Annotated in this window: 15 protein-coding genes; 4 read left to right on the plus strand and 11 right to left on the minus strand. The window is 60.3% G+C overall.

Going from position 1 to position 15747, the window contains the following annotated elements; all coding sequences use genetic code 11:
- Positions 1–62: 62 nt before the first annotated feature.
- On the minus strand, positions 63–1514 hold the full coding sequence (gene pyk / locus RGV33_RS05880; protein ID WP_322143469.1) for a pyruvate kinase: 1452 nt from the start codon (positions 1512–1514) through the stop codon (positions 63–65).
- A 175-nt stretch (positions 1515–1689) separates the two neighbouring features.
- Here pyk and RGV33_RS05885 point away from each other — a divergent pair, with 175 nt between their 5' ends.
- Positions 1690–2064, plus strand: a complete 375-nt coding sequence (locus RGV33_RS05885; protein ID WP_322143470.1) for a tetratricopeptide repeat protein — start codon at positions 1690–1692, stop codon at positions 2062–2064.
- Positions 2065–2290: 226 nt separating this feature from the next.
- Positions 2291–2650, plus strand: a complete 360-nt coding sequence (locus tag RGV33_RS05890; RefSeq protein ID WP_322143471.1) for a PilZ domain-containing protein — start codon at positions 2291–2293, stop codon at positions 2648–2650.
- Positions 2651–2660: 10 nt separating this feature from the next.
- On the opposite strand, the gene RGV33_RS05895 is transcribed toward RGV33_RS05890, so the two are convergent.
- Genes RGV33_RS05895 through RGV33_RS05920 form a run of 6 tightly spaced genes read right to left on the minus strand, consistent with a single transcriptional unit; the run spans position 2661 to position 9316 of the window.
- Positions 2661–3992: a DUF58 domain-containing protein gene (locus RGV33_RS05895; protein WP_322143472.1), complete on the minus strand. Its 1332-nt coding sequence runs from the start codon at positions 3990–3992 to the stop codon at positions 2661–2663.
- 7 nt (positions 3993–3999) lie between these two features.
- Positions 4000–4980, minus strand: a complete 981-nt coding sequence (locus tag RGV33_RS05900) for a MoxR family ATPase (protein WP_322143473.1) — start codon at positions 4978–4980, stop codon at positions 4000–4002.
- Entirely contained in the window at positions 4977–6134 is a 1158-nt protein-coding gene (locus tag RGV33_RS05905; RefSeq protein WP_322143474.1) for a DUF4350 domain-containing protein, read from the minus strand. Before RGV33_RS05905 ends, RGV33_RS05900 begins: the two co-directional genes overlap by 4 nt.
- Positions 6131–7660: a DUF4129 domain-containing protein gene (locus RGV33_RS05910; RefSeq protein ID WP_322143475.1), complete on the minus strand. Its 1530-nt coding sequence runs from the start codon at positions 7658–7660 to the stop codon at positions 6131–6133. The genes RGV33_RS05905 and RGV33_RS05910 overlap by 4 nt, the downstream gene beginning before the upstream one ends.
- Positions 7647–8627, minus strand: coding sequence for a stage II sporulation protein M (locus RGV33_RS05915; RefSeq protein ID WP_322143476.1), 981 nt, complete (start codon positions 8625–8627; stop codon positions 7647–7649). Before RGV33_RS05915 ends, RGV33_RS05910 begins: the two co-directional genes overlap by 14 nt.
- Positions 8624–9316 (minus strand): RDD family protein, encoded by a 693-nt coding sequence (locus tag RGV33_RS05920; protein ID WP_322143477.1) that lies wholly within the window; start codon positions 9314–9316, stop codon positions 8624–8626. The genes RGV33_RS05915 and RGV33_RS05920 overlap by 4 nt, the downstream gene beginning before the upstream one ends.
- A gap of 189 nt (positions 9317–9505) precedes the next feature.
- On the opposite strand from RGV33_RS05920, the gene sbcB reads away from it, so the two are divergent.
- The gene (sbcB, locus tag RGV33_RS05925) at positions 9506–10933 is read left to right on the plus strand and encodes an exodeoxyribonuclease I (RefSeq protein WP_322143478.1); all 1428 of its coding nucleotides are present in this window, start codon (positions 9506–9508) and stop codon (positions 10931–10933) included.
- A gap of 89 nt (positions 10934–11022) precedes the next feature.
- Here the strand turns inward: sbcB and mvaT are convergent, their stop codons facing one another.
- Entirely contained in the window at positions 11023–11397 is a 375-nt protein-coding gene (mvaT, locus tag RGV33_RS05930) for a histone-like nucleoid-structuring protein MvaT (protein ID WP_005790963.1), read from the minus strand.
- A gap of 351 nt (positions 11398–11748) precedes the next feature.
- On the opposite strand from mvaT, the gene purU reads away from it, so the two are divergent.
- Positions 11749–12597, plus strand: coding sequence for a formyltetrahydrofolate deformylase (gene purU, locus RGV33_RS05935; protein ID WP_322143479.1), 849 nt, complete (start codon positions 11749–11751; stop codon positions 12595–12597).
- 119 nt (positions 12598–12716) lie between these two features.
- On the opposite strand, the gene RGV33_RS05940 is transcribed toward purU, so the two are convergent.
- From RGV33_RS05940 to RGV33_RS05950, 3 genes are read right to left on the minus strand one after another with little or no spacing between them, the layout of a single operon-like run.
- Positions 12717–13826, minus strand: coding sequence for a lysylphosphatidylglycerol synthase transmembrane domain-containing protein (locus RGV33_RS05940; protein ID WP_322143480.1), 1110 nt, complete (start codon positions 13824–13826; stop codon positions 12717–12719).
- Complete coding sequence (locus RGV33_RS05945) at positions 13823–14566, minus strand: polysaccharide deacetylase family protein (protein WP_322143481.1); 744 nt, start codon at positions 14564–14566, stop codon at positions 13823–13825. The genes RGV33_RS05940 and RGV33_RS05945 overlap by 4 nt, the downstream gene beginning before the upstream one ends.
- The gene (locus tag RGV33_RS05950) at positions 14559–15680 is read right to left on the minus strand and encodes a glycosyltransferase family 1 protein (RefSeq protein WP_322143482.1); all 1122 of its coding nucleotides are present in this window, start codon (positions 15678–15680) and stop codon (positions 14559–14561) included. Before RGV33_RS05950 ends, RGV33_RS05945 begins: the two co-directional genes overlap by 8 nt.
- Positions 15681–15747 lie beyond the last annotated feature (67 nt).

Consider the following 15747-nt stretch of genomic DNA (forward strand, 5'->3'; position numbering starts at 1 on the left):
CGATCTGAAATGCAAAAAGCCCCACCATTCACATGGCGGGGCTTTTGTTTTTCAGCCTGTACTCAGACCATTGGGTCGCCAACGTGCAGGATCTTCATGCCGTTGGTGCCGCCGATGGTGTGGTAGCTGTCGCCCTTGGTCAGGATGACCCAGTCGCCTTTCTCCACGACGCCGCGCTTGAGCAACTCGTCGATCGCAGCCTGGCTGACTTGCTCAGGCGGCAGCGATGCCGGGTCGAACGGTACGGTGTAGACACCACGGAACATGGCCGCACGGGCCTGGGTTTCGCGGTGCGGGGAGAACGCGTAGATCGGGATCGAGGACCGGATGCGCGACATGATCAACGGCGTGTAGCCACTTTCGGTCAAGGCGATGATCGCCTTCACACCCGGGAAGTGGTTGGCGGTGTACATGGCGGCGAGCGCGATGCTCTGGTCGCAGCTTTCGAAGACCTTGCCGATACGGTGGCTGGAGGTCTTGCTGGTCGGGTGCTTTTCAGCGCCGACGCAGATGCGCGCCATGGCCTGCACGGCTTCCAGCGGGTACGGGCCAGCGGCACTTTCAGCCGAGAGCATCACGGCGTCGGTGTAGTCGAGCACGGCGTTGGCCACGTCGGACACTTCGGCACGGGTCGGCATCGGGTTCTGGATCATCGACTCCATCATCTGCGTTGCAACGATCACCGCTTTGTTGTGGCGACGTGCGTGCAGGATGATTTTTTTCTGGATACCGATCAGCTCGGCATCGCCGATTTCCACACCCAGGTCGCCACGGGCAACCATCACGGCGTCGGAAGCCTTGATCAGGCCGTCGAGGGTTTCGTCATTGGCCACGGCTTCGGCGCGTTCGATCTTCGCCACCAGCCAGGCAGTACCGCCAGCTTCGTCGCGCAGTTTGCGGGCGTATTCCATGTCGGCAGCGTCGCGTGGGAAGGATACCGCGAGGTAGTCCACTTCCATTTCGGCGGCGAGCTTGATGTCGGCCTTGTCTTTTTCAGTCAGGGCCGGAGCGGTAAGGCCACCGCCGCGACGGTTGATGCCTTTGTGATCCGACAGCGGGCCGCCGATGATCACGGTGCAATTGAGTTCGGTTGGCGTCGCGGTGTCGACGCGCATGACCACGCGACCGTCGTCCAGCAGCAGTTCGTCGCCTACGCCGCAATCTTTCACCAGGTCCGGGTAGTCGATACCCACGACTTGCTGGTTGCCTTCGGTCAGCGGATGGCTGGTGGAGAAGGTGAACTGGTCACCGATCTTCAGCTCGATCCGCTTGTTGGCGAATTTGGCGATACGGATTTTCGGGCCTTGCAGGTCACCCAGCAGTGCGACGAAGCGGCCATGCTTGGCGGCCAGGTCACGCACCAGCTTGGCGCGAGCCTTGTGCTCGTCCGGGGTGCCGTGGGAGAAGTTCAGACGGGCAACGTCCAGGCCAGCCAGAATCAGCTGTTCGAGGACTTCCGGCGAGTTACTGGCCGGGCCAAGGGTGGCGACGATTTTGGTACGACGGACGGACATGCACGGACTCCTGAGTTCAAGCGCTGGGGAAGGCTACTATGCTCTTTGGTTGTAGTCATTGTTCGTTTGCACTACTTATCGATGATTCGCTTGTTTTCACTCTGCATGAACAGATGAACAACCTTGAAGATTTTCGATGAAGGGTCGATACACTGCACAAGACAGGAGAACCCCCATGCGAATCGTGATCGTTGCTGCCCTGGCCGTCAGTGTTGTCGGCTGCACCCGTTGGTCGATGGACCATCATTTGAACAATGCGTACCGCGCCTACGGTGTAGGCGATTGCCAGCGGGTCACCCTTGAGTTGTCCCAGGTTGACCGTGAAAGTCGCTCTCGGCGCTACGTGCAACCGGAAGTCTCGATGTTGCGCGGGCAGTGCCTGGAGCGCGAAAAACTGTTCGTGGATGCGGCCCAGACCTATCAGTTCATCATCAGCCAATACCCGGCGAGTGAGTATGCATTCCGGGCACGCGCGCGCCTGGATACCTTGCAGCAACTGGGACATTATTCGGGCGCCAGCGTCGCTCAACCGCGTCCGGCGTCGCTGTAATCCTATTTGTCGTCCAGTAGCTGGCTCGTTGCCATTCTTGGGCTATTCTTTGAATGTGCATTTGTACAAGTTTGTATTCAAATGAATGGCGTGCCTGGGTTCGGAAGGTATAGGCGACAAGGCTTTGGCTATTGTTGCGCCGAGATTCAGGGAGAGCGGGTCTGAGAGGGCGCGTTCCGAATCACTGGAGAGGCCACTTTGATGGCCATTGGATGGCAATCTTATTATGTTTATCGAGCGACGGATCGAGCGGCATCAATTACCCTGTTTTTTGCAGGTATTCAATCGCCTCACGGACAAGCCCATTGGCTATTTGGGCAATGTTTCCGAGCAAGGGCTGATGCTGATCAGTCAATTGCCGATGATGGTCGACGTTGAATTCCAATTGCGGTTGAAGATCCCGGGAGGCAAAGGCGAGGTACATGCCGTTGACCTCACGGCTAACTGCTTGTGGTGTCATGAGGATATCAACCCGCAGCATTACGACTCCGGGTTCAGCGTTTTGCATGCGCCCGCTGAATATGCCCAGGTGATCAGCGCATTATGGGATTACTTCAGCTTCGACCCGCTGCAGGCCTCTGCCTAGGCGCCAGGCTTCAGAGCACGCCGGCTTTCTTCCAGCCCAGGTAGCGGGTGACCAGGGCAGCACCCAATTGCGAAGGCAGCGCATCCAGTATCGGCAAGCCGTGGGCGTTCAAGCGGCCATGGAGATCGTCGCGGCCATTGAGGTAGTCGACGTTGCCGCAATAGGCCAGCGCTTCGGGCAGGGTTTGCACCGGCGCCTGGCGCAACCGATCCAGGACATCCTCGCGCAGGCTGGCCACCAGTACCCGATGCTGGCGGCTGATGCGTTTGACGGCACTGAGCAACTCCTCATCATCCTCATCGCGCAAATTGGTGACCACGATCACCAGCGAGCGCCGTTTCTGCCGGGCCAGCAGTTGGCTGGCGGCCGCCTGGTAATCTGCGGTACGCCGGCTGGTGTCCAGGTCATACACGGCATTCAGCAACTGGTTAAGCTGGCCGCTGCCCTTGACGGGCGCCAGGTAGCGCGGCGCGTCGCAGGCAAATGTGCAAAGCCCCACCGCATCACCCTGGCGCAAGGCAACATAGCTGAGTAGCAGGCAGGCGTTGAGAGCGTGGTCGAAGTGTGACAGTTCGGCGTCCTGGCTGCGCATGCGACGGCCACAATCGAGCATGAACATGATCTGCTGGTCGCGCTCGTCCTGGTACTCCCGGGCAATCGGCGTGCGTTGCCGGGCAGTGGCTTTCCAGTCGATCTGGCGCAGGCTGTCGCCCTCGCGAAACTCCCGCAGTTGGTGAAACTCCAGGCCCAATCCACGTCGCTGGCGCTGGCGTACACCGAGCTGGTTGAGCCAGTTGTCTACCGCCTGCAGTTGCGCGCCATACAGCCGGGCGAAGTCCGGGTAGACCCGCGTGGCATCGGTGACGGCTGTCAGGCGGCGTGCCGACCACAGCCCCAGTGGGCTGGGAAGGTGGACTTCACACTGGGTAAAGCTGAAATGCCCGCGCCTTTGGGGCCTTAACCGGTAACCCAATTCACTTCGCTCTCCGGGTCGCAGTTCAATGGACTGCGGCAGGTTCTCCACTGCCAGGCCGTCAGGCACGTGATCGAATAACCGCACTATCAACGGCTGGGAATAGTCGTGCTCCAGCGTTAACCGCACCTCCCCCCAGCGTCCCAACGCAAGGCTGCCGGGCATCTGCCGTCGTACGCGTGGGGACGGCTGGCGATGCAAGCGGCTGGCGTCCAGCAAGGCCAGTAGCAACAGGGCCAGCAGCAGGCCCCATATCACTGAGTGCAGGGTGCCTGGCACCTTGACCTGCAGCGCCACCAGTGCGCCGATCAGGGTGCTCAGACCCAGCAGCACGCCGAGCCAGATCAATAGCAGGCGGGTCGGTCTCATGGGCGTTTCATTGACGTGGCGCCGGGACTTGGTCCAGCAGTTGTTTAAGCACCTGATCGACCTCCAGCCCATCAATATCCAGTTCCGGGGCAATGCGTACCCGGTGGCGCAACACCGCCAGGGCGCAGCCTTTGATGTCATCCGGGTTGACGAACTCGCCACCGCGCAGCAAGGCCCGGGCCCGCGCGCCGCGAACCAAGGCGATGGAGGCTCGAGGGCCTGCGCCGATGGTCAGGCCTGGCCAACTGCGGGTGGTACGGGCCAGGCGAACGGCGTAGTCGAGTACCTGTTCATCCAGCGCCAGTTCACTGGCGATCTGTTGCAACAGCAGCACATCCTCGGCTTGCAGTACCGTGCGCAGCGGCTGCACGTCGAGCATGTCGGCCCTGGAGGAACGAGTGACTTCGCGCACCATGTCCAGTTCCTGCTGCGCCTCGGGGTAGTCCATGCGTACCTTGAGCATGAAACGATCCAGTTCGGCCTCGGGCAAGGGGTAAGTGCCTTCCTGCTCGATGGGGTTCTGGGTGGCCAATACCATGAACGGTTGGCCGATGGGCAGCGCCTCGCCCTCCAGGGTTACCTGGCGTTCCTGCATGGCTTCAAGCAATGCTGCCTGGGTTTTCGCCGGTGCACGATTGATCTCGTCGGCCAGCAGCAGGTTGGTAAACAACGGCCCCTTGCGCAGCTTGAACTGTTCGGTATGCAGGTCGTACACGGCATGGCCGGTGATGTCACTGGGCATCAGGTCTGGTGTGAACTGGATACGCGCGAACTCGCCACCAAAGCAGCGCGCCAGGGCACGCACCAGCAAGGTCTTGCCCAGGCCTGGAACGCCTTCGAGCAATACATGGCCGCCCGCGATCAACGCGGTGAGCACGTCATCAATCACTTGGTCCTGGCCGATGACGGCCTTGCGCAGTTCGACGCGCAAGGCCTGGGCCTGTTGGTTGGCGCGCTGGATCGGGTCAGCGGCTGGAAACTCGCTCATAGGGCGTTCCTGAGGGTTTGCAGGCTGGCCACCTGGCGACTGAAATCGGCACTGGAAAGCCGTTTTGCCGGGAGTGGGCCGAGGGCCTGGCGGATGACGAGGGTGGGTTGGCGGGTCAGGCGTTCAAGAACCCGCGCTTGCTCGGCGGTGTCGAGGTGTTCGAACCCGGGATAACGGCGCCTTGCAGTGCGCTGGATGTCGCGCTGCAAGGCTTGCAGCAGGCTGTTCTGGCCACTGCGGCGCAGCAGGAAATCGGCGCTGGCTTTCAAGTGTTCCTGCAGTTGCCGGCGAGCCTTGGAGGCCGGTTGTCGGGTCGGGCCCTGGCGCATACTGGCGTGCCACAACCCGAGAGCAATCAGGGCGACAAGCGCCACCAGGGCCTGGGGGAAGTAGCGCAGCAAAAGGCTGAACAGATCCTCGACATCGGTATTGAACAGCAACGTGACCTGGGTGCCCTGATTCAGGTACCACAGTAGCCAGGCGTTATCGTGCAGGCCAATGGCTGGGGTTTTCCACAGGTCGCTGTCGGTAATGACGGTCACGCGGCCTTGCCCGAGGTTGACCTGCATCAGGTGCGTCGACTTGGCGCTGTTGGCCGAGAATTGCGCCAAGTGCCTGGGGTCGATGAGATTGAAGTCGGTGTCGAAGCTGAAATAGGCCGGGGCCGTTTCGTTGTCCACATACAGCTTGGTCAGGTCCGGCGCCTGGTTTTTTCGCGCGGGTGCTGGCGTGTCGAATGCGTCACTGAAAAATTGGTGTATTTGCACGCGATCCAACAGCAGGTCAGCGCTTTTGCCGGTGTCTTCATCCCACAGCGCTTCGGCCACCAGCAGCAGGTGCCCACCAGCCCTCGTCCACTCCAGCAGCTGGTCAACCTGGCGTGGGCTCATATTGCTGCGCTCGCCCAGCAACAGCAGGCTGTTGCCTTTGGGCGAGAGGCCAGCCAGCCGTTCCAGGCTGTTGGCGTGCTGCACCGTCAGGCCTTGCTGGCGCAGAAAATGCTCTGCCGCGAGATAAGGGTTGGCCAGCGCTTGCGGTGAAGGGCCGCGATCCACGACTTCCTGATAGGGAATAGCCTTGTGCCAGGCATAAAAGCCGCCGGCGGCGAGCAAACAGGCCAGCAGCAGCCCGACCCACAGTGAGGGCCGGTTCATGGTGTGGCACCCGAGCCAAACAGCGCTCGCCAGGCAGTGCAAAGCTGTTGTTGCGCCATGGCTGGCGGCAGGCGATGGCCATAGGCAAGATTTTGCCAATGACGAGTGAGTTCGTCGCTGAACGCCAGCAACGACGGCTGCTGCAGTTGACGAATACGCTCCCGGACCTGGGCTTCAGTGTCGGCATTTTTGAGTGGCAGGTTGAAGTCGTGCAGCAGGCGGTTGAGCAAGCCACGGTAGAGCAGGCCAAGGGCTTCCCGGGGCTGGGTGGCCCAAAGCAGCTCGGCGGTGCCTGCGACGTCTTCCGGCAAGGTGTCTGCGCCAAGTTCGACGCCGAACAGCTGCGATGGCGCGGGCCTGGCAGGCTTGGCCTTACGCGGGCTGCGTCGGCTGACAAACGCATGCAGCCAGTCACGATAACGCCAGAGCACCAGCGCCAGGCCAACGGTCAGCAATCCCCATAGCAGTACTTCCAGCCCCTTGGCGATGTGCTTGAACGAATCGCTGTCGAGGTTTTTCAGCAATGCTTCGAGCCAGGCTGGCAGTCTGGCCTCACCTGTCGGTTTGTTTTTGTCCGCCGATTTGTCTTCGCCAAAGCGGTAACGGGTGACGGTCTCGGGGTTCTTGAACGGTGGCTGCTGCAGCAGCGTCTTGATCGACTGATTGGCCGATTGGGTACTCAGGGGCTTTTTAGGAGCCGATTCATCGGCCCATGCCGATGGGAACGCCGGCACCAGCACGAGCCCGATCAATAGCAACATGGCCGGCGCTACACCACTCAAGCGCTGGCGCAGTCGACGGAATACCAACTCCAGGTCCCAGGCTTCCAGCACGGTGCGGCGGTTCAAGTACAGGCTGAAACCACAGGCGACATAAATAGGCTCCCAGAACACCAGGATCACAGCATAGAAGGCATTGGTCAGGTGCTCCAGCCATAGCCAGTCTTGCCCGGCGCTCAGTACGAGGTGTTGCCAATCCCAGTCTTGCTCGACCTGTTCGGGCAGGAAAAAATAAAACACCACCATCAGCCCGGCCCACAGGGCCAGTTCCAGGTGCACCCCGATCAACGTCAACCAGCGCGCAGCGCCGGCGTTGTGCTGTTGCAGCACGCCAAGGCGTTGTTGGCGTGCCTGGCCTTGCAGGCCTTCGAGCTGGACTACCGGCATCAAGAAACTGCGGCTCAAGCTGAAGCGCCGCCAGGTCAGGCTGGCCAGCAATTGGCCCTTGAGCAGGCGTGGCCATTGGCGCAGGGCCTGCTTGAGGCTGGGGGTTTCGCCGAACAAGGCCTTGGACAGGATATACAGTGGCAGGCGGTCGAATGCTGGCTTCAACCACCAGAACAGCAACAGCGCGGTGGAGGGATGGTTCCACAGCAGCGCACTGAACAGGGCGAAGACCGGCAAGCTCACGATTGCCCAACTGCTCCACAGCAGCCGCCGATGTTCGCGGGCCAGCAGGATGCCGAGGTCCATGGCTTCCCAGGCATTGCGCGGGCGGATCACGACGCTGGCATCACTCAGGCGCATGGCGGTTGCGTCCGGCAAACAGCAGGTAGGCGGCCATCAGCAGCCACAGTGCGGCGCCCACCAGGTATTTGATCCAGGGGGCCACGGCGGTGGTAGAGGACCAGTACGCCTCGATGAATGCGGCGATGAGCAGGAACACCATCACACCACAAATCATCTGCACGCTTATACGCGCGGCCAAGCGCAGGGATTCGCCTCTTGTCAGTTGCCCCGGCGCAATCAGTGCCCACCCCAACTGCAGGCCCGCCGCGCCAGCCAGGGCGATAGCGCTGAGTTCGAAGGCACCATGGCCAATCACGAATGACCAGAAGGTCTGGCCGTAGCCGATCTGGGTCAGGTGCCCGGCGACGGCGCCAATCATCAGGCCGTTGAAGAACAGGAAAAACACGCTGCCCAGGCCAAACAGCAGGCCGGCGGCAAAGGTCTGGAAGGCGATCCCGATGTTATGCATGACGTAGTAGCCAAACATCATCCAGTCTTCGCTGGAAGCGCGTTCGGCTGCCCGGCCCAGGCGGCTGGCATCGGGGTCGTACATGCCCTGCATCTCGGCTATTTGTCGGGGGCTGACGATGCTGTAGATCAGGTCGGGAAACAGGTACACCAGCAGCGCGATACCGACCAGGCTGCCGAAGAACAGCAAGCTCGCCGCCAGCACGAATCGCCATTGCGCGCGAACCAGCCTGGGGAAGCCGGCCAATAGAAAACCCAGCACGTTTGCACCCAACCGGCTGTGGTGGCGATACAGCTGTTGGTGGCCCCGCAAGGCAAGTTGTTGCAGTGGGTCAACCAGATAGCTGCTGTAGCCGCGCTCCTGGGCCAGGGCCAGGTGTTGGCACAACTGCCGGTATTGATGGGGGAAGTCGGCAAAGTCAGTGTGTTTGGCTTTGCCTTTTTCCAGCTGTGCCAGTTGTATGGCAAAGGCTTGCCATTGTGGTTGGTGACGGCTTTCGAAAAGGCTCTGCTTCATGCTGGCCCCAACAATCCGCGGGCGACACCGTTCAGTTCTGCCACGGCGCGGGCAGGGGAGACTTGCAGGGGCGCGGCCAGGATCGCGGCCAGTTCATTGGCCCGTTCGGTGGACAACTCACCCTGGCGTTCGGCGAAGCTGAGAATCGCCCGCTGTTCGTTCAGCTCAAGGGCGAACGGCAGGCGCAGCGGCGGGGCTTGCGGTACTTGCGGTCGGGAAAGCGTTTGTTCTCGATAGATCACCAGTGTTCCGGCCGCCAGGTCGCCCAGGCGCTTGAAGTTGGGGTGTTGCAGGCAACTGATGGCCCCGAGGAAATAGCCTATGGGCAGCATGTCGACAAAACGCAGCAGGTTGCGGATGAGAGACGCGGACCAGCCGATGGGCGTGCCGTCGTCGTGCACCACCCGCAGGCCCATGATCTGCTTGCCGGGCGAGCAGCCTTGGTTGAGTACCTCGAACAGCACCATGTACCACCAACTGACGAGAAACAGCAGCAGTGAACCCAGGCCAACGCCCAGGTTGCCAAGAAAGGCCAGGGCGATGAACAGGATGCCCAGGATAAGGCCGCGCAACCCCAGGTCTAAGGCAAATGCCAGTGAACGCACCAGCAACCCGGCCGGGCGCAGCGGCAGGTCGATGCCCTCCGGGGTTTCGATCTGGTAGCGGGTGTCCAATGGCGCAGGTGGCATCGCGGTCCTTGGCAGTGCAGAGCTGGCGCACGGGCGGCAGCGGCTGGGTTGGAAAGACGGATGCTAGCAGTGTCGACGCTGGAAGCAACCACTCAACGATTTACTGAATGTTTGTACAGTACAGACAGCGCTGGCCCCCGGTGCCTTCCAGCGCCTAGACTTTGTCGGTCTTCAGCACAGGAATAGCCCGTGACCACCATTTTCTGGTACGACTATGAAACCACCGGCATCAACCCGCGTACCGACCGCCCACTGCAAGTGGCCGGCATTCGTACCGACCTTGAGCTCAACGAGGTAGGGCCGCCGGTCAATCTTTATTGCCAGCCCAGCGACGATATCCTGCCGCATCCGGCGGCGTGCGCGATTACCGGCATCACGCCTGGCGTGCTGGCGGAAAAGGGCTTGGCCGAAGCCGACTTCATGACCCGGGTGCACACCGAACTGGCCGCCCCAGGCACGTGTGGCGCCGGCTACAACACCTTGCGTTTTGACGACGAGATGACGCGCTACAGTTTGTATCGCAACTTTTTTGACCCCTATGCACGGGAGTGGCAAGGCGGCAACAGTCGCTGGGACTTGATCGATGTGGTGCGCACCGCCTACGCCTTGCGCCCGGACGGAATCGTCTGGCCGCAACAAGACGGACGCGTCACCCTCAAGCTTGAGCGATTGACGGCTGCCAATGGCATCGACCATGGGCAGGCCCACGACGCGTTGTCCGATGTGCGCGCCACCATCGCCCTGGCCCGGCTGGTCCGTGAGAAACAACCCAAGCTCTATGACTGGCTGTTCCAGTTGCGCAGCAAACAACGGGTGATGGACCAAGTGCGTCTGTTGCAGCCGATGGTGCATATCTCCGGCCGCTTTGCTGCCGAGCGTCATTACCTGGGCGTGGTATTGCCGTTGGCGTGGCACCCGCGCAATCGCAACGCATTGATCGTTTGTGACTTGGGGCTCGACCCCCGGGGTTTACTGGACGAAGACGCCGAAACCTTGCGTCGGCGCCTGTACACCCGGCGCGATGATCTTGCCGAAGGTGAGTTGCCGGTACCGCTCAAATTGCTGCATATCAATCGCTGCCCGGTGGTCGCGCCGTTAAGTGTGCTTCGTGTTCAAGACCGCGAGCGCCTGCAACTGGACATGGATGAGTATGCGGCACGTGCCCTGCGGCTAAGCGACGCACAGGAACTATGGCGCGATAAATTAGCGGCGATTTATGCCGAGGAAGATTTTGCGTCGAGCGCCGATCCGGAGCAGCAGCTATACGATGGTTTTATCGGTGATCGCGATCGACGTTTATGTGAACAAGTGAGAGTCGCTGAGCCTGAGCAACTAGCGCGCCAGCAATGGCCTTTTGATGATGAGCGTTTGCCGGAATTATTATTTCGCTATCGCGCCCGTAACTTTCCCGACACCCTGAATAACGAGGAGCAACAGCGCTGGAGAGTTTTCTGTCAGCAACGTTTGACCGACCCGCAATGGGGCGCGCCAAACACCCTTGGAGGGTTTAAACAGGCGCATTTTGAATTGGCTGTTAGTGCTACACCGTTTCAGCGGCAGGTGCTTGATGAGTGGCAGGGATATGTTGATTCCTTAGCAACTCGAATGGGGCTGTAATCGGTCCCTCGTAAAATTCAGACAATAAAAAACGCCAGCAAGCTGGCGTTTTTTATTGCGTTGCGTATCGCGCAGCGTCCTGACGAAGCTTAACCCAGCAGGGTAGCCCAGCCTTCAACCACGTCGCCGCCCCACTTGGCTTTCCACTCTTTCAGCGTCTTGTGGTTGCCACCTTTGGTTTCAATCACTTCGCCGTTGTGCGGGTTTTTGTATTGTTTAACCTTGCGTGCACGCTTGGTGCCGGTAGTTTTTACAGCGCCACGGGGTGCCTTAACTTTCGACTCTGGATCCAGCAGCGCGATGATGTCACGCAGGGATTTGGAGTACTCACCCATCAGGGTGCGCAATTTGCCTTCGAATTCCAGCTCGGTTTGCAGTTTGTCGTCTTGGGACAGGTTCTTCAAACGGGCTTGCAGCTCTTTGATCGCTTCTTCGGTGGCACGGTATTCGTTGATCAGGGACATGAGGACTACCTTATGTAGGGCGCTGGGGTGAAAGGGGATAGTGGCCCAATAATAGTCAGACAGTTTGCCCAAGTAAACATTTAAGGCCGCATTTATGTAATTTACTTTGGTAGTTTATGGCAAAAGCGTGGAATTGAGTTAATTAGTAAGGGTTAAGCCCTATAGATACTCTCGTTAAGTCTTGGCTAACTGCCCGAGTCTATGGCGTTGCGCACATAGAGTGGGTAAAACCTTACGGTATTAAGGGACGCCGCCGACGCTCGCGATCAGAATAAGCGTTGAGGAATACTGCAGTTTTTCTGCGCAATCGCTAGAATGGCGGCCTTTGCGAAGTTCTGGAGTTCCCCCCTAATGCGCACTTTTCGGCTGGTGATTGCTTGCCCGGACCGGGTTGGCATCGTTGCCAAGGTCAGTAACTTTCTGGCTTCCCACAACGGCTGGATCACCGAAGCGAGCCATCACTCGGACAACCTCAGCGGTTGGTTTTTCATGCGTCACGAAATTCGTGCCGACACGCTGCCCTTTGGCCTGGAAGCTTTTCGTGAGGCATTTACGCCGATCGCTGAAGAGTTTTCGATGACCTGGCGCATCACCGATACGGAACAGAAAAAACGCGTGGTGCTGATGGCTAGCCGCGAGTCCCACTGCCTGGCCGACCTGCTGCACCGCTGGCACAGCGATGAACTGGACTGCGAGATCTCTTGTGTGATTTCCAACCACGACGACCTGCGCAGCATGGTTGAGTGGCACGGCATCCCGTTCTACCACGTCCCGGTCGACCCGCAGGACAAGGAGCCGGCATTCGCCGAAGTCTCGCGCCTGGTCAAGCACCACGACGCGGACGTCGTGGTGCTGGCGCGCTACATGCAAATCCTGCCGCCGGCACTGTGCAGTGAATACGCGGGCAAGGTGATGAACATTCACCACAGTTTCCTGCCGTCGTTTGTGGGTGCCAAGCCGTATCACCAAGCGTCTTTGCGTGGCGTCAAGCTGATCGGTGCAACGTGCCACTATGTCACTGAAGAGCTGGACGCAGGTCCTATCATCGAGCAGGACGTGGTGCGCGTCAGCCATAGCGACAGCATTGAAGACATGGTCCGCTTTGGCCGTGATGTCGAGAAAATGGTGCTGGCGCGTGGCCTGCGCTATCACCTGGAAGACCGCGTATTGGTGCACGGCAACAAGACCGTCGTGTTCTGATCGACCTGTTCCAGTTGAACAATAAGGGGCCTGGGCGTTAAATCGCTGCAGGCCCTTTTTCATTCAGGAGGATCGGACAATGACTGATCCGCGCGATAAAGCCACTTCCCGAGCACCCGCTACTTTGGGCGAGGGGTGTTTGAGTCGTTATGACCCGGACGCTCTGGATGCTCAAGACGGTACCGACTTCCCGGGTGCCGCCCTTTTGTGGGCGCAGTTGCAGGAGCAGGATGAGCCGCCGGCGCTGCCTGAATCAGACGCTTGAGCAACGGTTTGCCCAGCATCAACAGGAAGACCGGGCCGCCCGCTAGCAGGTAAAAGTAATACGTCACGGCCCTCCAGATCAGGATCGCAGCCGCTGCGGTCGATTTGCCCACCATCGGTGCCAGTAATGCCGCCGACGTCAGTTCTGCCGCCCCGGCACCTCCGGGCAGCAGGCTGAACTGGCCAGCAGTCAATGCCAGCATCTGGATCAGGAAACTCCAGGCCCATTGCACATTCGCTCCCAAACCGCGCAATGCCAGGTACAGGACGCTGTAGCGCAAGCTCCAGTGCACGCAGGTCAGCAAAAATACCAGCACCAGGGTGTGCCATGGCAACTTCAGGGTCTCGGTGAAGGCCGCGAGAAAACGCAGCCATTTGCGCGCCCAGCGGCGGCGGGTAGCGGCCCGCACCTTCAAAGTCTTGAGCACAAACCCCGTAAGGCGAAGCAATCGGCGGTGAAGGCGCGCCAGTAGCAGGCAACTGATCAGCCCGCCGACCATCGATACCGCACTGAGCCCCAACAGCCATTCGAGTTTGGGGTTGAGCGTATGGAACAGCGCATATACGGCGATCCCGATCAATGCGCAGAGAAAGAACAACAAGTCGCTCAACTGGTCCATGGCAAACACTGCACTGCCACGGGCCGGGCGCACGCCATTGCGCGCGAGCAAGGCCATCAGCGTCAATGGGCCACCGCCGCCACCGGGTGTTGCGCACATGGCAAATTCGGTGGACATCACCAGTCCCAGGCTTTTTATCCGGCCCAGTTGCCCGAGATGGTTCCCCAACAGCAGACGGATACGCAGGGTGTTTACCAGCCAGCACAGCACAATCATGCCGAACATCAGCAACAGCAGTTGCAAGGGGAATTGCTGCAAGCGTGCGCCGGTTTCACCGCCGCCCAGCCACAAGGGAATAGCCAATGCTGCCAGCAACGCCACCGCCAACCAGATCAGCCGGTTCATGGCTGCGTGGCCAGCCAGGCGTGTTTGGTTTGCGGGATACGTCCTTCATCGATCAGCCGCCGTAGGATATCGAACCAATATTGACGTGAAAAATCGTGGCGCATGTCCACCGGGTGCAGGCCGAGACGAATCACCGGAGCCGATTGCCAGCGCTGCGCGCGACGGTTGCTGAGGACTTTCGACACGCCCCGGCGCCAGGCGCTTCGGGCACTCCACACCAGCCCCGGGGCCTTGATCGCGGTGAAGTCGGGAAGCCGATAAAAATGTTGCGGGTCACTGGTATAGGTCAGGGGCAACTGGCGCAAGGCTTGGCGGGTGCCGCAGCTCATCAGCCAGGCCGGGGCGACGAAGCCATGAAGGGGCCAGTCGTGGCGTTGGAACAGTTCGATCCCGTCTGCCAATCGGGACAGGGCCTGGTCTTCGGCCAGTCGGTAGAACTCTCCTTCATGGGTATAGATTCGACGCATGAACCAGTCTTTCGGCGTGCGCGGAGCCGGTTGATCATCGCAATGGTAGTAGCCGTGCAACGTCAGTTCATCGCCCCTCGCAACGCGGCTGTCCAGCAGCCGTCGGAAATCATCATGGCGGTCGAGTGAGTTGCGGTGGTGAAAGTCCGGCACCACTAACCAGGTAACAGGCACGTTACCCAACGCATCGATCGCCTCGACGAACGGACGGTAATCGGCCCAGGTTTGTGGTGCCACGTCATGCAGCACCAGTATCACTGAGCGCCTAGCCATGGGCGAACATCGGTGGGTGCGCCCCAAGCACGGCCTGATAATGCCCCAGCAGGCTGTCGACCACGGCGTCCCAGGCGTAGTGCTGTTCGACGTGGCGCCGGGCCTGTTCGCCCATGTGCTGGCTATTGGTACTGAACAGTTCGTGAACTGCATTGGCCATGGCGCGGGGATTGTTCGGCGCGCACAGCAGGCCGCAGTGCTCGTCGACGATTTCGGTGAAGGCACCGGCGGCTACGGCGATCACCGGCAGGCCACAGGCCATGGCTTCAAGAATCACCAGGCCAAAGGTTTCCTGGTCGCCGCCGTGGAGCAGGGCGTCGGAACTGGCCATCAGCCGGGCGACATGGGCCGCCGGACGGAAACCGTCGACCACCGTGACATTGTCCGGCAACGTCACCGGCATGCCGGAACCCACCAGCAGCAGGTGGTAGCCGTTCCCCAAACGCTTCATGCAGTTGAGCAGCACTGGCAGGTTTTTCTCCCTTGAGCCGCGTCCGGCAAAGATCAGCAGGCGTGTGTCTTGGCTGATGCCCAGCTCGGCGCGCAACCCCGGGTCCCGTGCCGCCGGGGTAAAGGTTTGCAGGTCGACGCCCAGTGGCTGGACATAGACATTTTTTACCCCCAGGCCGATCAACTTGTCGGCCATCACCTGGCTGGGCGCCAACACCCGGTCAAAATTCCCATAGAGTTTGCTGACATAGGCTTCAACGTTCGGGGTGAACCAGTTGCCCATTCGATTGCTCACCAACAGTGGCAAGTCGGAGTGATAGAAACCAATGACCGGCACATCCAGTTGGCGCCGGGCATCCAGTGCCGCCCAGGCAGTCAGGTAAGGGTCGCCGACCTCGATCAGATCAGGCTGTAAATCGTGCAGGACGTTTCGCCAAGGCGCCAGCCGCAACGGGAAGCGATAGCCTTTGCCGAAGGGCAGGGCGGGTGCCGGGACTTTGAATATGCCGTCCTGCTCGCTTAAGTGCGCGCCCGGGATCAACAGGCTGTGGCGAATTCCGGGCCTGAGTGCCAGGCGGCGGTGCTTGGCATCCAGGTAGGTGCGCACGCCGCCGCTGGCCGGGGCGTAGAACATGGTTATGTCCGCGATATGCACGATGAACATCCCTCCGATCCATTGCTCTCCTTACCGTGGACCTTGGGCAAGGAGAGATGTTCGGTTGGGTTTGCTT

It is taken from the genome of Pseudomonas sp. Bout1 (assembly GCF_034314165.1).
Classification (GTDB): Bacteria; Pseudomonadota; Gammaproteobacteria; order Pseudomonadales; family Pseudomonadaceae; genus Aquipseudomonas.

What these genes read in the sequence shown, in the direction of transcription:
- pyk (WP_322143469.1), bottom strand. Translation starts at nt 1,514, where the DNA reads ATGTCCGTCCGTCGTACCAAAATCGTCGCCACCCTTGGCCCGGCCAGT.
- RGV33_RS05885 (WP_322143470.1), top strand. Translation starts at nt 1,690, where the DNA reads ATGCGAATCGTGATCGTTGCTGCCCTGGCCGTCAGTGTTGTCGGCTGC.
- RGV33_RS05890 (WP_322143471.1), top strand. Translation starts at nt 2,291, where the DNA reads ATGTTTATCGAGCGACGGATCGAGCGGCATCAATTACCCTGTTTTTTG.
- RGV33_RS05895 (WP_322143472.1), bottom strand. Translation starts at nt 3,992, where the DNA reads ATGAGACCGACCCGCCTGCTATTGATCTGGCTCGGCGTGCTGCTGGGT.
- RGV33_RS05900 (WP_322143473.1), bottom strand. Translation starts at nt 4,980, where the DNA reads ATGAGCGAGTTTCCAGCCGCTGACCCGATCCAGCGCGCCAACCAACAG.
- RGV33_RS05905 (WP_322143474.1), bottom strand. Translation starts at nt 6,134, where the DNA reads ATGAACCGGCCCTCACTGTGGGTCGGGCTGCTGCTGGCCTGTTTGCTC.
- RGV33_RS05910 (WP_322143475.1), bottom strand. Translation starts at nt 7,660, where the DNA reads ATGCGCCTGAGTGATGCCAGCGTCGTGATCCGCCCGCGCAATGCCTGG.
- RGV33_RS05915 (WP_322143476.1), bottom strand. Translation starts at nt 8,627, where the DNA reads ATGAAGCAGAGCCTTTTCGAAAGCCGTCACCAACCACAATGGCAAGCC.
- RGV33_RS05920 (WP_322143477.1), bottom strand. Translation starts at nt 9,316, where the DNA reads ATGCCACCTGCGCCATTGGACACCCGCTACCAGATCGAAACCCCGGAG.
- mvaT (WP_005790963.1), bottom strand. Translation starts at nt 11,397, where the DNA reads ATGTCCCTGATCAACGAATACCGTGCCACCGAAGAAGCGATCAAAGAG.
- purU (WP_322143479.1), top strand. Translation starts at nt 11,749, where the DNA reads ATGCGCACTTTTCGGCTGGTGATTGCTTGCCCGGACCGGGTTGGCATC.
- RGV33_RS05940 (WP_322143480.1), bottom strand. Translation starts at nt 13,826, where the DNA reads ATGAACCGGCTGATCTGGTTGGCGGTGGCGTTGCTGGCAGCATTGGCT.
- RGV33_RS05945 (WP_322143481.1), bottom strand. Translation starts at nt 14,566, where the DNA reads ATGGCTAGGCGCTCAGTGATACTGGTGCTGCATGACGTGGCACCACAA.
- RGV33_RS05950 (WP_322143482.1), bottom strand. Translation starts at nt 15,680, where the DNA reads ATGTTCATCGTGCATATCGCGGACATAACCATGTTCTACGCCCCGGCC.